17 protein-coding genes are annotated in these 13,937 nt (G+C 44.2%); 6 read left to right on the top strand and 11 right to left on the bottom strand.

What is annotated here, in order from left to right; all coding sequences use genetic code 11:
* Window positions 1-530: 530 nt before the first annotated feature.
* Together purQ and purS are read right to left on the bottom strand one after the other, a co-directional pair.
* A complete protein-coding gene (gene purQ, locus ACTIE0_RS09525; RefSeq protein WP_006621717.1) occupies window positions 531-1,208 on the bottom strand; it encodes a phosphoribosylformylglycinamidine synthase subunit PurQ in 678 nt (225 codons plus the stop codon).
* A gap of 2 nt (window positions 1,209-1,210) precedes the next feature.
* A complete protein-coding gene (gene purS, locus ACTIE0_RS09520; protein WP_006621716.1) occupies window positions 1,211-1,507 on the bottom strand; it encodes a phosphoribosylformylglycinamidine synthase subunit PurS in 297 nt (98 codons plus the stop codon).
* 530 nt (window positions 1,508-2,037) lie between these two features.
* Here purS and recR point away from each other — a divergent pair.
* Window positions 2,038-2,664, top strand: a complete 627-nt coding sequence (gene recR, locus ACTIE0_RS09515) for a recombination mediator RecR (protein WP_006667941.1) — start codon at window positions 2,038-2,040, stop codon at window positions 2,662-2,664.
* A 183-nt stretch (window positions 2,665-2,847) separates the two neighbouring features.
* Entirely contained in the window at window positions 2,848-3,051 is a 204-nt protein-coding gene (locus tag ACTIE0_RS09510) for a hypothetical protein (RefSeq protein ID WP_006667940.1), read from the top strand.
* A 103-nt stretch (window positions 3,052-3,154) separates the two neighbouring features.
* Here the strand turns inward: ACTIE0_RS09510 and ACTIE0_RS09505 are convergent, their stop codons facing one another.
* The 4 genes from ACTIE0_RS09505 to ACTIE0_RS09490 all read right to left on the bottom strand — a co-directional run bounded on the left by ACTIE0_RS09505 (window position 3,155) and on the right by ACTIE0_RS09490 (window position 8,805).
* Window positions 3,155-3,508, bottom strand: coding sequence for a rhodanese-like domain-containing protein (locus tag ACTIE0_RS09505; protein ID WP_006621712.1), 354 nt, complete (start codon window positions 3,506-3,508; stop codon window positions 3,155-3,157).
* Between the two features lie 324 nt (window positions 3,509-3,832).
* Entirely contained in the window at window positions 3,833-3,958 is a 126-nt protein-coding gene (locus tag ACTIE0_RS09500) for a hypothetical protein (RefSeq protein WP_006621710.1), read from the bottom strand.
* A 255-nt stretch (window positions 3,959-4,213) separates the two neighbouring features.
* A complete protein-coding gene (locus ACTIE0_RS09495) occupies window positions 4,214-8,512 on the bottom strand; it encodes a helicase domain-containing protein (RefSeq protein ID WP_006667939.1) in 4,299 nt (1,432 codons plus the stop codon).
* A 131-nt stretch (window positions 8,513-8,643) separates the two neighbouring features.
* Window positions 8,644-8,805 (bottom strand): hypothetical protein, encoded by a 162-nt coding sequence (locus ACTIE0_RS09490; RefSeq protein ID WP_008056962.1) that lies wholly within the window; start codon window positions 8,803-8,805, stop codon window positions 8,644-8,646.
* Between the two features lie 42 nt (window positions 8,806-8,847).
* On the opposite strand from ACTIE0_RS09490, the gene ACTIE0_RS09485 reads away from it, so the two are divergent.
* A complete protein-coding gene (locus ACTIE0_RS09485) occupies window positions 8,848-9,591 on the top strand; it encodes a phycocyanobilin:ferredoxin oxidoreductase (RefSeq protein ID WP_006621708.1) in 744 nt (247 codons plus the stop codon).
* Window positions 9,592-9,603: 12 nt separating this feature from the next.
* Here the strand turns inward: ACTIE0_RS09485 and ACTIE0_RS09480 are convergent, their stop codons facing one another.
* The 4 genes from ACTIE0_RS09480 to apcA all read right to left on the bottom strand — a co-directional run bounded on the left by ACTIE0_RS09480 (window position 9,604) and on the right by apcA (window position 12,395).
* Window positions 9,604-10,464: a hypothetical protein gene (locus ACTIE0_RS09480; RefSeq protein ID WP_008056960.1), complete on the bottom strand. Its 861-nt coding sequence runs from the start codon at window positions 10,462-10,464 to the stop codon at window positions 9,604-9,606.
* A 422-nt stretch (window positions 10,465-10,886) separates the two neighbouring features.
* Window positions 10,887-11,090 (bottom strand): phycobilisome linker polypeptide, encoded by a 204-nt coding sequence (locus ACTIE0_RS09475; protein ID WP_006621706.1) that lies wholly within the window; start codon window positions 11,088-11,090, stop codon window positions 10,887-10,889.
* Between the two features lie 249 nt (window positions 11,091-11,339).
* On the bottom strand, window positions 11,340-11,825 hold the full coding sequence (gene apcB / locus ACTIE0_RS09470) for an allophycocyanin subunit beta (protein ID WP_006617275.1): 486 nt from the start codon (window positions 11,823-11,825) through the stop codon (window positions 11,340-11,342).
* 84 nt (window positions 11,826-11,909) lie between these two features.
* Entirely contained in the window at window positions 11,910-12,395 is a 486-nt protein-coding gene (gene apcA, locus ACTIE0_RS09465; RefSeq protein WP_006617276.1) for an allophycocyanin subunit alpha, read from the bottom strand.
* 30 nt (window positions 12,396-12,425) lie between these two features.
* Between apcA and ACTIE0_RS09460 the strand changes: the two genes are divergently transcribed.
* The 3 genes from ACTIE0_RS09460 to ACTIE0_RS09450 all read left to right on the top strand — a co-directional run bounded on the left by ACTIE0_RS09460 (window position 12,426) and on the right by ACTIE0_RS09450 (window position 13,675).
* Window positions 12,426-12,656 carry a hypothetical protein gene (locus tag ACTIE0_RS09460; protein ID WP_006667936.1) on the top strand — a complete coding sequence of 77 codons (231 nt, stop codon included), beginning with the start codon at window positions 12,426-12,428 and terminating at the stop codon, window positions 12,654-12,656.
* A 311-nt stretch (window positions 12,657-12,967) separates the two neighbouring features.
* Window positions 12,968-13,504 carry a thylakoid membrane photosystem I accumulation factor gene (locus tag ACTIE0_RS09455; protein ID WP_006621704.1) on the top strand — a complete coding sequence of 179 codons (537 nt, stop codon included), beginning with the start codon at window positions 12,968-12,970 and terminating at the stop codon, window positions 13,502-13,504.
* Window positions 13,505-13,516: 12 nt separating this feature from the next.
* On the top strand, window positions 13,517-13,675 hold the full coding sequence (locus ACTIE0_RS09450; protein WP_155839091.1) for a hypothetical protein: 159 nt from the start codon (window positions 13,517-13,519) through the stop codon (window positions 13,673-13,675).
* On the opposite strand, the gene ACTIE0_RS09445 is transcribed toward ACTIE0_RS09450, so the two are convergent.
* Complete coding sequence (locus ACTIE0_RS09445) at window positions 13,622-13,831, bottom strand: hypothetical protein (RefSeq protein WP_071533530.1); 210 nt, start codon at window positions 13,829-13,831, stop codon at window positions 13,622-13,624. The two genes, ACTIE0_RS09450 and ACTIE0_RS09445, sit on opposite strands and share 54 nt — an antisense overlap.
* Window positions 13,832-13,937: the final 106 nt, after the last annotated feature.

Genomic DNA, 13,937 nt, shown 5'->3' with positions numbered 1-13,937 from the left:
GCTTCTATAATAGGTCAAGTTCCAGGGTTTGTCAATACTAAATCATCATTTATTTTCCATTCATTGATATGGGGAAAATTACTTAGTTTTTTATGCCCCTAACCGCCAGATGAGCCATAACGCACAAAATGGCGTTTTTGTCAATAGCCAGATTTTGAGCCGTCCATTTTAGCCCCAAAACTCGTGCATCGTGATTTTAAGTTTTAGCCAGAGAATATTGATAATCCGCGATATAATAAGGGTTGTAGCCTCTTTTTTGGCGTAAAAACACAAGAAGCCCTTGGATGCGATTATTTATAGCATACCAAAACCCCTATAAATTCGTCAAGTGTTTGAGAGATATTCTCAATAAAATTTTAACAATTCTTAACATACTTTTAAAATTCAAAACCTTGGAAATTTATCTATCAGCAAAACTTAACTATGCTCGATGATATAAGGGGATAGGTGAGGGGGGCGGGTTTGTTAATATCGCAGTAAGTTTCATTAACTGTGGAACCCGCCATTAAAGTAGAATTGAGAATTGATAACTAAACCCTAGCCCTAACTACTTGTTGTAATACAGCTTCAAACATTTTAATGCCATCAGTATTACCCAACATAGGGTCAGCAGCTCTTTCGGGGTGAGGCATCATACCGACCACAGTACCGGATTGGTTACAAATTCCGGCAATATTATTGAGAGAACCGTTAGGGTTATCGCCTTCATAGCGGAACACGACCTGGTTATTATCTTCTAATTGTGCCAGAGTTTTTTCGTCGGCATAGTAACAACCCTCACCGTGAGCAATAGGAAGAGTAATCACCTCATTAGGTTGATATTTTCTAGTCCAGGGAGTTTTATTATTGACAACTCTGATGGGAACGCGATCGCAAATAAAATGCAGATCCCGATTGCGAACCAAAGCCCCAGGTAAAAGTCCGGCTTCGGTTAAAACTTGGAAACCATTACAGATACCGATCGCGAATTTACCAGCATTTACATGGTCAATAGTAGCGCGAATAATGGGAGAAAAACGGGCGATCGCACCACAGCGCAGATAATCACCATAACTAAACCCGCCGGGAATGACTACCACATCAATATCAGAAAGGTCTGTATCTTGGTGCCACACCATGCGGGTGGGTTTGTTTAAAAGTCCCTGTGTCACCCAGGCGACATCGCGATCGCAGTTAGAACCAGGGAAAACTAGGATACCAAATTTCATATCTAATGGGCTGTAGTGGTTGCAGTTTCCGATAGGGGGGTTAAATCAAAACGATAGGTTTCGATGACCGGGTTGGCTAAAATGCGATCGCAAATTTGATCAATTTGCTGGACTGCTTCCGCTTCGTCCGCCGCCTGGAGTGTCACCTCTATATATTTACCAATTCGGATTTGTTCGACATTTTGATATCCCATCTGCTGAACGCCGGAACGAACCGCCGTCCCGGCTGGGTCTAACACTGAAGGACGAAGGGTGACGTAAACTTTAGCTTGAAATGTTTGTGCCACAAAACTACCCATACTGCTTAACTAACAAATCTTATTATCCACCAAACCCGGATCACAAGAAACATCTACGAATTATCAACTGCAACAAGACTCTAGTTGGCTTCTGGCAGGTGTCACAAAATCTTCATACACATGACACAGGGCTGTAACAAGGCCTGACTATTCTTAACACTGTAAGCAAGCAAGTTTAGTAACTCGCTCCTCACACCATCATCCTTTGTAGTTCCACCGCCACCGCGTCGGTGGATTTTTTTTGGCTTTATGGTTGATTTTTTGTTCAATTTTTAAAAAAATGTACAGCCAGGGTGGCTGGGGGGGGTTGACAGGCGACGGGAACTCATGCTATATTATTGACATATTTTTATATAATTGGATATTTGCAAAAATAAAAAAATTGAATATATTTCGATTTTCTAAAATAATACCATAAGTCAACCCAAAAAGCAAGGGAACCCCCAAAACAGAAATTTTTTGTAACATTTATTAATTTTTTGTTACAAAACTTAACATAATTCGGTTCCCACTGGTAAGGGGATATACTATTGTGTGAGCGCATAAATGGAGGAAAAACAACGGTTTACACACGCCCCTTAGCCCGTCTAATCGAACAGTTCCAGAGGCTGCCCGGTATTGGCCCCAAAACTGCCCAAAGACTTGCCCTTCATATTATCAAACGGCCAGAGGAAGAAGTACAGGCTTTAGCGAGGGCGTTGTTGGAAGCGAAAAAACAGGTAGGTTTGTGTCAGGTATGTTTTCACCTGTCAGCGGAACCTGTTTGCGAAATTTGCCGTAATCCGCAACGCGATCGCGAAACGATATGTGTAGTTAGCGACTCACGGGATGTAATTGCGTTAGAGAAGACTCGTGAATATAGAGGATTGTATCATGTTTTGGGGGGAGTAATTTCCCCGATGGATGGAATTGGACCAGAACAACTAACAGTTCAACCCCTAGTGAGGCGGGTTAGTCAACAACAGGTTAAGGAAGTGATTATCGCGGTTAACCCAAGCGTGGAAGGGGAAACGACGACATTATATTTAGGCCAATTACTGAAGCCTTTTACGAGGGTAACTCGTATTGCTTTTGGTTTACCTGTGGGTGGAGATTTAGAATATGCTGATGAAGTGACCTTAGCGCGGGCGTTAGAAGGGAGACGGGAGTTAGATTAAATAAGTTCTGATTAGAGCAGCGATAAGAGAAAGGTATTGGATGTAGCTGTGACAGTTATCACCAGCCATAAGTGTTTTAACTCACCAAATTACATCTGTATAATCACTGATAGTGGGAGAGCAGATCACGGATCTAATCTGAGAAATGGAGGATGATAAAAGTGTCGAGTTCAAAACACGCTTATGTCTCCAGTCAAACTACTTCCCGGCGCACTCTCCGAAATCACTGCATCGGTAACTGAAACCAGAGCGCTAACTAAAGCCGATCGCTATGGTCTAATGGCAGCGGTACTAGATGAATCCTTAGAAAAAGAAGAACTACGAGCCATAGATCGCCTATTGTACTCAATTCGGCGGGGACGAGTCCGGCTAGTAGACGAAATATAAGTAACGGTATGAATAAATCGAGTCGATCAACAGAATGAACTCGACAGCCTTCTGTTTATCCCAGGAGAGTCCGCATAGCGCGGACTCTTTTTGTTCTGCGAAATCAGTAGCGGGGTACGGTATCATCAACGATTACAGAGTAAGCATCAATGCCCCCGGTAATATTTTTAACATTAGTAAAACCCTGTTGAATGAGCCACTGACCCATTTGGGCTGAACGTCTGCCATGATGACACATTACCCAAGTTTCCTTATGGAGGTCAAGTTCAGAGAAAATGGACTCTGACCACTGCTGATGTTCACTCAAGGGGTAATTGACAAAACCATCAATACTAGCGATCGCCAATTCTTGAGGTTCTCGAACATCAATAAGCTGCACCTCTTGGGTAGGCTTTTGTAGGTAATCAGCAACGGTCTTGACATCAATTTCAGGTAAGTAAAAAAATTGAACCGACATATAACTAAGGTATTTTTAGTTCCTGTATCAATTTCAATAATTATGGCAGATTCTGGAGAAGGTTGCCGAAAAGTTGTAGAGGCGGGCCCTGTAGGGGCGGGTGCGCGATCAGCCACAGCACACAGGATAGGACTGCTACACCCGCCCCGGTGCTAAAGCCAGCCACAGCACACAGGATAGGACTACACCCGCCCCGGTGCTAAAGCCAGCCACAGCACACAGGATAAGACTGCTGCACCCGCCCCAAGCCACTACAGCACACAGGATAGGACTGCTACACCCGCCCCGGTGCTAAAGCCAGCCACAGCACACAGGATAAGACTGCTACACCCGCCCCAGTGCTAAAGCCAGCCACAGCACACAGGATAAGACTGCTACACCCGCCCCGGTGCTAAAGCCAGCCACAGCACACAGGATAAGACTGCTGCACCCGCGTAGGGTGCTTCGCATCGGACAAGCTACGGGAAAAACTAGGATAGGGGCGGGTTATGAAGATTCTGGTGAAATAGAGGATGGATGGGAGAACCCGCCCCTACGGATGGTGATGGACGCGGAAAGATAACAGATTGCTAAAAAATAATAGTAATAGTATCAGGGTGATTGGGTAACTTTATAGGGGCGGGTTATGAAGACTCTGGTGAAATAGAGGATGGATGGGAGAACCCGCCCCTAGGGATGTGATGCACGCCCAAAGATAACAAATTGCTAAAAAACAATAGTATCAGGGTGATTGGGTAACTTTAGTTGAACCAATGGGGGACTCTGACGATAGATAATCGCGCCACTACAGCCAGTAACAGGACCTTGAAACAAAAGACGCTGACCATCATCCGCTTCGACAAACATATTGCCAATACAGACCCTACCGCCGCGACTATCAACCTCGATTTGTAGCAAATTGAGAGTATGCAGATCGGTAATTGTCGCCTTGAGGAGGTGATCGCGTTTAACGACCCGCACTTCAATGGAATCAATACGGAAACTATAAGCATGACCATCGGAAGAGGAAAGATTTAGCTGCACTCCAGGGGGCAACCCTTGGACAAGATTGATAGCGGCTTGCTGGGATTTATGGACTGTCAAACGGTCTATGGGTGGCAGATCGGTAGGTAAAGCGTCTAAATCAATCCTCCAATCAGAGGCTTTGCGGTTAATCTCCTCCTGAATAGCGACAGCCCGCCTAGTGTCAACGTTGGCCGCATAATTTTGCTGTTTAATTTTATTAACAATCCAACGTTGTCGAGCAAACACCTTTAAATGCAGGTTTTCGGCTTGAACAAACTGCTCATAAAATCGTAAAGTCCGCACCAAATCGCCAATTCTTTCGAGGACTATGCCGACTTCGGGAACTGCTAGATAGGTTTTCCAATCGGAATTAGATAATACTTGGTCTATGAGGGTCATATAGCGAGAGCGAGCAATGCGGACCTGTTGTGGGGTCAAATTAGAGCGAGCCAGTTGTCGGATTAACTCAAACTGTAAGCTCTTGATTTCGGATGGAGAACACTCTTCTAAGGCGGCGATCGCATCAGACCATTGTCGGGAGCGCATCAAATATTCTACCCAGTCACGGTAGCGATTTTGTGCAAGTAAAGCGCGTCTAACACATTCGCCATATTTTAACCACTGGGCGGTGACGGGACGACCGGCGCGTTCCCATTCAGCAATAATGCGATCGCTATTTCCGGCTCGTTCCAAATAAGCCAAACCTTCTGGGAAGCCTAATACATCAGCTAAAGCAATATTATATTCCCGTCGGTCAGTAGACCCACAACGCTGCCAACAGCGGACCGCCCGCCGCAAGTTTTTGGCTCGATAGAAGCATTCCCCAGCAATATCTAGGAGGCCATCATATTTGGCTTCATCTAAGGCTTCCAATACATCACCAAATCTTTGCCATTGGGGGAGAGATAATCGCTTTTCGGCCATCAAACGTTTGATTCTGCTGGCATATTCAGAAATGGCAGCTTTCCAGGGTTTGCGGTTGTGGTCCGGCGTGCGAGAACCGAGGTGGGGGCGCCCAGAACTATACTGGGTACTGGCATTTGATCCTACATAATTGGATAAACTGACTTTTCCCGGGTCGGTAGTAGATTTTTGGGCTAGGACTTCTTCTAAAAACAGGGTAAATGCAAAGACCACAGCTAAGGTTTTGGTGGGGGTTGCCATGAATTCTACTAGGGGACGTTCTGCTGGTCTTGATTCAGGGAATTGGTGATACCAGTTGAGTAGGGCTTGCCAACATAGACCATGCCAGAAACATTCCCAGGCTGCGTCATTTTCACCACGGCGATAGAACAATAGCCCGGCTTCTCGAAATCGGCGATCGAATCTCAGAGCCCAGGCTTCACATAGTAGGGCTTCTTGTTCCTTTCCGAGTTCGAGATAGAACTGTTTAGCCCGTCGCAGGGAAACTGGATCTTTCTGCATTCGGCCGTTTTCTTCAAATTCTTGGGCTTGTAATTCCCGGTGATCGAGATCGAGATTTTCGAGACTATCGCCCCAATTTAAACCGCCTATATAGCCGTACCAAATTTGGCGATCGTCTGATGCAGCTAAACATTGTTCTAGTTGGTATGCAGATTGGTGCAACGAGTCTGTGGTTGCATATTGCCAGAGGAGGCGGTCTCCAGCTTCTGTATCAATGACTATTAGGTTAGTGATTCCTCGACTGGCTGCTACATATAATTTATTGAAAAAATACTCTAATTCTAAGGGATGTTCTTGGTCTAAATTGATATAATCCCAAAGCGATCGCCCAAATTCCTTGGCAAACTGTTCGCCAAATTTATATAAAATTACTAGGGGGAATTCTAAGCCTTTAGCTTGAATGGCGCTTAACACATTTTTGGGGGGATTCGTTTCGCTGGCTAGGGGATATAAGGAGGATAAAAATTCATCGTTTTTAATATATTTTAGTTCGCCGTGGGCTTCACATGGTACAATGAAAATGGGCGATTTTTCGATGTGGCGTTTGAGGTCATTCACGGAAAAATTACGCTGACCAAAGATGAATTTTTGGGGATGACGAGCATTGGCGATCGGTTGCCATGCTTCCTGGGGTTTGAGTTGGGGAATTTTAAAAACTAGATGCCGCCATAGGTGAATTAAATTGGTCATTTTGACTATGGCTGGGCTGGATCTGTAATTAGATTCTAGTTCATAAAATGACATTCCTAGATTGAGTTTTTGGTCAGGATCTAGGTGAGAAATTACCTGATCAAAAAATGTGGCTTTGACGCTTTGCCAACGAAATCCGGTGGGGTTAAGGGTCTGAAATGGGTCCCCCGCAAAGGCAAAGGGTAAACTGGGAATGGGGGGATACATAACTGAGTCGGAAAATAGAGAGAGTTTGACGATTAGCAATAGTTCTAACTTGGTGAAATCCTGGGCTTCATCACAAAAAATGGCTGTATATTTGGGGAGGTTATCACCTTGGACTTGCAGGACTCGCCGGATTAAGTCTTGGTCATCCCAATAGCCACCATCATGGGTTAGTTTATAGTACCATGGCCATACCTGTCTATAAATGGCATCAAAGACTTCTGAGGAAATGGTTTTTTCTCGGCGAGGAACATCATCATAATCCTCTGGGGTCATGTATTCATCGTTTTGAGTGACGAGGCTATAGCCTTTGATAAATGTGCGGATAATATGCCAGCATAATTCGGGAGAGTAGCGTTTTTGGCGATGGGTACAGTGTTGGCGGAAGTCGTAGAAGGAGATATAGCGATCGCGATCAAATTTGTCGCTTTCTTCTGGAGGAAGTAAATTAATTAGAAAATCTTGAAAGGATTGAAAGCAAGGTTCTAATGGGGGCATTTTCTCCAGATTACTGCTGTTTAGCATGAACTTATAGTTAGTTATCAGCAGCTTTTCTACCCCTTGTTTAGCGCGAGTTAACAGACGTTCATTATAAGTCAAAAATAGTGGTTTGATCACTTTTTCGGGGAGTGTTTGAGCATAAATTTTCCGGTAGCGATCGCAGTATTCAGCAAACAAATAAACCAACATGGTTGATTTGCCACTGCCCGCGCGACCATTAATAAATAACGGTAGAGAATTTTCAGAATCCGGGCTAGAAAGTTCATGTAAAATTCTTTCTTCTTCCACAGAAAGGGCTAAATTAATACCATTATCTGCTTCGAGTTCTAGCCAAAGTGCTGGGTCTAGAACTAAATAATCTGGATAAGCGCGACGGGTATAACGGGAGAGAATATCAAATGTAATGGGTGTGGAAAAAATACCCTGGGGAAAGTCGAGAGTTAACAGACGGGTCTGTTGTAGCACCGCCTCAATATCGCCTGGTTGAGGTGGACTATCAAAACTGGCTACTAAGAACACTACCCGACGAGGTAAGCCGTCGGCTGTCTCTAAATGGCTATAGAGGACATAATTACTACTGTCTGGTTTACGGGTTAAGTATAAATTGGGCCATGGAGTGTCCTGTTTTTCCTCCTGTCCTTCGACAATGGCTAGGACAATTTCACCATAACTCTGCCATTGGTCGCGAGTTTCCTGCTGCTGAAATTGTTTGATCCAGACCTCACCTTCACAAATAATACGATCGTCTGTGTTGCGAGTCCAGGTAGGTCGTTGTAGCCAACCGTGATAGATTTCTGGTAAAAATTTTGGACGTAAAGGCCCTTTTTGTCTTTCTTTTTGGCCTTTGATACTATTTTCCAGGTCAGTATAATAAACTAGAGGGTCTAAATGCTTTTTCCCGTAGTCTTCGGGGTTTTGCAGAAAAGACTCATATTCATTACCCCCCCTAGTCAAAACATCCAGTAAACACAATACTCGCTCATTCTTAAAAGGAAAGATTTTCCCTAGCAGTCTCAGATTACGGACAGGCCGCTTCAGATAGGGATAATTCCAGTTAAAATAGGCATGGACAGCAGAACTGCCCTGGGTCTGAATGGCTACCACTAATTCTGCAATCTGACCCTGAATACCAAATTGTTTGGCTTGTTGATCAAACCTGGGGGTAGTGTAAATATACATAGGTCTTGCGGATTTCCAATTAACCCAGGGAGTGCAAACGAATTACAGCAAATCTAACTAATTATACTTACAGATACCCACTAATTGTGTGATAATAACCGTATCAGTATCCGAAACATTCCGGCTCAGGTCTAAGGTGATAGGCTGAAACCTAAGCAGGGGTATGGTTTCAGAAACTGCTGTCGCTTGTCTCCCTTTAACATAAATTGGGCTGTGGCGGGTTCACTGAAATAATTGGGCCGACGCTTCCTGGCTGATGCACATAGTTGTTCAGGGGGACTTACAATATTCATAACTTGCTTTTTTGGGAACGGCTGTTTTAATTAGGTTTGAGAATGCAATCAACTTACAACCAAAATTCTTTGCGGGAACAACAACACCCGTTAATTCGTAGATTGGCGAACAGTATTGAACGCCTGTGGGGTCAGTATTTGGATCTGCAACCCTATCATCTGCCTGATGATTTAGGATATATTGAGGGGCGATTAGAAGGGGAAAGGTTGACTATTGAAAATCGCTGCTATCAAACTCCACAGTTTCGTAAGATGCACTTGGAATTGGCTAAGGTGGGTAGTGGTTTGGATATTCTCCATTGTGTGATGTTTCCCCGCAGTTCCTATGCTCTGCCTATGTTTGGTACGGATTTGGTGGGGGGACGTGGTAGAATTGGGGCGGCGATTGTGGATTTGTCGCCCATGAATGGCGATCGCACTTTACCCGAAAATTATCACCGAGTCCTGCAAGAATTACCCCAAAATCATTTTTCTCAACCCCGTGATATTCCCGCCTGGGGGGATATTTTTTCCGAGTTTTGTCTGTTTGTGCGTCCGGCAAATGAGCAAGAGGAAAACCTGTTTCTGAGTCGGGTTGAGACTTATATGGAACTACACTGTCAAAGTGCGATCGCTCAAACTCCAGTTTCCCCAGAGCAACAAATTCACATGATCAACGCTCAACGCCACTACTGTCAACAACAACAGCAAAACGATAAGACCAGGCGCGTCCTCGAAAAAGCCTTTGGCGAGGAATGGGCAGAACGCTATATGACCACAGTTTTATTTGATACTCCTGAAGACTGAGACCAGCCACAGTTAAGGGGTAAAATGAGTGTTACCACTCGAAGTAGTTTTACGGCGTTTAGACTTGTTGCGACCTGATGCTGGTAAGGGAGTTTTACCCTGACTTTCCGGGAGTTTCCTATTAGTACGGAACGTAACATTCATGCCTTCGTTAGATTGTTCTAACACTAATAGGGGAGTAGGTTTGGCTTTTTGGTCCCATTCAATATGGGCAATTCTCCCCTGAATTGTCGGTTGCCAATTATCATGGTCATCCGAGGGACTCAAATAGGTTTCCAAGCAGTCAATAATCTGATTAATAGTCGTTGAAGTTGCTTGCGTGGGTAATTTCATCAACCTAATTTGTATCCGAAATAATACCCGTTTTTTGCTATGTTCAGGGTCTCCTGTGTCGTATTCAACATCAAAAATTGAATCAACTTGGCGACCTTGACCAGCATTACTTTTTTCTCCCACAGCCGCCTGTGTAGGTCGCAGAGCCACAGCTATTTGCTGCTTGACCTTCATCTTAATTTGAACAATGATGGCATAATGGAAAACATCCTCAGACATTCTCATCCTGAGATAATCAAGGTTAAATTCCCTGGAGTGAATTAAGTCTGGGTTTTTCTCCATTTTAGAAATAGTCGCCAAGGCTAATTTATATTTTTTATGGAGTTCTTTATTTCTAAAGGTCTCCATTTTCAACTGCTTGGCAAGACCTTTGTTTTTAGAGTTATAAATGACTGAGACTACAATCAGTATTATTAGCATCAAACCTGTAGCCCCCATCCACAACATTTCTGAGGTGACTTTATTACTCAGATTAGTGGTAGGATTTTCGGAAGGAGTTTGTGCTAATATAGATTCAACGAAATTTGTACTATTATCCATCAGCAATCATCAATAAGGTTGACATACTTCCCCAGGGGAATTTTACATTTAAATATTGACTATTTAAGCCGGGGGACAGGGATTCCTCGAAGGTATTTCGGATCTAGCAGTTTCCTGGACTTGAGCGAATAAGTGACCAAACGCACCCCTTATATCTACTCGTGATAGGTGATTAGTTCTGTTGGTCAAGTGTATTTCTCTAATTATACAAGCAGAAAAGCCACTCGTGGTGGTGAGAAACGGGGCCATCAATATACAAGCCCACCTAGCCACAAGTGCCCAAAAAGATGAAGTTAAATTAATTTTTAGATATATAGCGCTGATTGCTATTGGCATATATACACCCGATCGCAATTGTAGCGAAATTGAGCGGGTGAACTAAACACGCCACACCGCCAAGGCGGTTGGCGTTTCCACTATGATCACAGCAGTCCTGTATTAGTTCCCGGCTTCCCAGTGGCTAATTCAACTTTGACAATTTTTCCACCCATTTTCATAATCCGTTGCTGTTCCCGGAACCAGTTGTCATAGGGAACCAGCTTAGTGAAATAGGTATTTTGTAACTCACGCTGAGTGCGAATCCGTGTTTGGCTGGGAACGCAAGCTGTTACTTTGAAAACTCTCATGATTATCTTGCTCCTGAGTTAAGTCAGCAATTTTGACAGTATTTGACAGTAATATTTATCAAATGACTAAAGGCCGGGAGTCATAAGCCAATACTAGCTCGCTAAAACTTATCAATGATACAGACAAGCCTTTGGCGGTCTAGCACTCACTTCAGACTTCCCTGGCCCTAAGTTTATAGGAATTGAAGAACCAAGACTGTAGTATTTCCAAAGGGGATGACTACATTCTAGCTTCCTCTGTGAGCAGTCTTAGCTCAAGCCAGAGCAGATGTAATCAAAGTAAATGCCCATTTCCTTACCAGCATCAGCACCAACTAAGCCAGCAGTAACTTCTTTCATAGCTTGGATAGCTTGAACGGTAGCGCCAATGGGTACACCCAAAGAGTTATAAGTTTCTTTCAGGCCATTGAGTACACGCTCATCCAGGATGGAAGGATCGCCAGCCAGCATAGCATAGGTAGCATAGCGGAGGTAGTAGTCCAGGTCACGGATGCAAGCAGCATAGCGACGAGTGGTGTACATATTACCACCGGGACGGGTGATATCGGAGTACAGCAGAGACTTAGCAACTGCTTCCTTAACGATGTTAGCTGCATTAGCGCTGATGGTGGTTGCTGCACGAACGCGCAGTTCACCAGTAGCGAAATAGGCTTTCAGTTTTTGGATAGCGCTAGCATCCAGGTATTTACCTTGAACGTCAGAGGAGTTGATTACGGAAGTGATTGCGTCTTGCATGATGGTTTCGTTTGCTAATGGTCGCTTGATCTAGGAATTGTTTAGATGAATCTTGGTCGATTAATAAGAGATAATCGCCAGTGCTTATGACATTGCACCAATTAGGTAGTCGAAGTAAGCACCTGCTTCGGCTGCGTCTTCTCCAGACAGCAGGGAAGTGGCTACACTCTTCATAGCCCGTACACCTTCAGCTACTGCTTCGATGGGAGTACCAAGAGATTTGTACATTTCGCGAACACCTACAACCCCGATTTCTTCAATGGGGGTAACATCGCCAGCAACAATTCCGTAGGTGATCAGACGCAGGTAGTAGTCTAGATCCCGCAGGCAGGTGGCAGTCATTTCCTCACCGTAGGCATTTCCACCGGGAGAGACTACATCAGGACGTTTTTGGAAAAGTTGGTTTCCTGCTTCCTTGATGATGCGCTCACGAGCACCTGTCATGGTTTCAGCAATCCGAACCCGGCGTTCGCCAGAGGTAACAAAGGATTTGATCCGATCTAATTCACCAGGGCTCAGATAACGCGCTTCAGCGTCTGCATTGACGATGGATTTGGTAACGATACTCATTTTCTACCACAGGGTTTAGCTAATGTGTTCATGATGAAGCCTACGACTTTCGGTCAGCCCGGTGTCGTGGCTCCTCAGCTTTGGGAAGTACCATTTAACCTGCCACAGGTGGCGGTTAGCAGGCAACTTCTCCTGAGCAGGCAACTTTTGGCTATTACCAAGATTGCCGAGTCATTTATCGATCGCGATCGGGCGTATTTGATTATACGCCGCCACGAGTTTCGGGTGTCCCTATTTGGTCCCCCAAATGAAACCTCATGACATGACTACCTCGAAATGTATTTTGAGGCATTATGTTCACATTATTAGTATATTTGTAATAGTTTTTAACATTTCATGGGGAAAAACTTAATAATTAGGGACGAGGGACTGAGGTAAATGGCCAAATCCGGCGGTGATTTTCCCGATACTGGCTGAATATTCGGGTCATAATCTTGGCGATCGCTGTTGTAAAATGTCGTTAAAAGATTGTAACAATTCCGAAAGCTAGGACTCTCAATTAACTGATGACAGTGCTGAACTCCAACCCAATAACATTCAACCTCCGACTCATACCCAGGGGCTTACTAATCATGGCCTTAGCTGCCTTGCTAACATTTCCCCTGGGAACTGGTCCAGCTTTAGCAAATATTGACGATGATAAGTTTGATGGCAACATTTTTGCTCTTTATGGCGGTAATGGGTCTCTGGTGCCGCCACGAGTTGAACTGTCCCAGTCTTTGAGACTCCATAAACCAGCATTGCTAGTTTTTTTCCTGGACGACAGCCGCGACTGCAAAGTATTTTCGACAACAGTATCGCAACTACAAGAGTATTACGGAAGGGCTGCGGACTTTATCCCAGTTAATATTGATTCAATCCCCATGGACTCGTCCCTACCTCCCACGGAACCGGGTCATTACTATCGAGGATATGTTCCCCAAACAGTGATAATTGACCAATCAGGAGATGTCGTGTTAGATGAGGTGGGGCTAGTCGCCTATGAAAAGGTAGATGATGTATTCCGGGAAGTATTCGACTTATTACCCCGTGAGAAATCTGTAGAACTGCGACGCAAACCCGTTAATGAGATTAATAGTGAAGCGTTCACCTTTGTCTTGGAATTGTAGAAGTCCAGATTGGTGTCAAGGGACTTAATGCGATCGCTTTTTTGTCCTAACTGGGAATTTGTACTTGTTTTGTCCATTTTCCCAGTAGGCTACCTTCCATTGGGTCAGTCTGATAACTTACTCCTTGCTTTCTCCCCTGGGACGGTTAATCCGGCTAGTGCGATCGCTTAATCCTGTTGGGTACTGCCTATATTGATTTAGGATTGTGTAAATCAGCTTCATTAATTCGTTGTCTCTGGAGTTAACCTCTGATATCAGTTTCTGGTTTTGCTTCATTAATTGCCAGACTAAAAAAACCGTAATGCCATCAGTCCCCAGCTTGACTATACAGCCTTTATCTCAATCATTAAGCACAGTAACAACACTTGGTAAACCAGTTATTCAAACACTGTAAATCCACAAGGCTTACCGCCACTTCTACCAATCTCACTAA

Source organism: Limnospira sp., assembly GCF_051859755.1.
GTDB classification, from domain to species: domain Bacteria; phylum Cyanobacteriota; class Cyanobacteriia; order Cyanobacteriales; family Microcoleaceae; genus Limnospira; species Limnospira fusiformis.
Note: the sequence above shows the minus strand (reverse complement) of the source record. Positions and strands in the feature narration are given on the sequence as shown.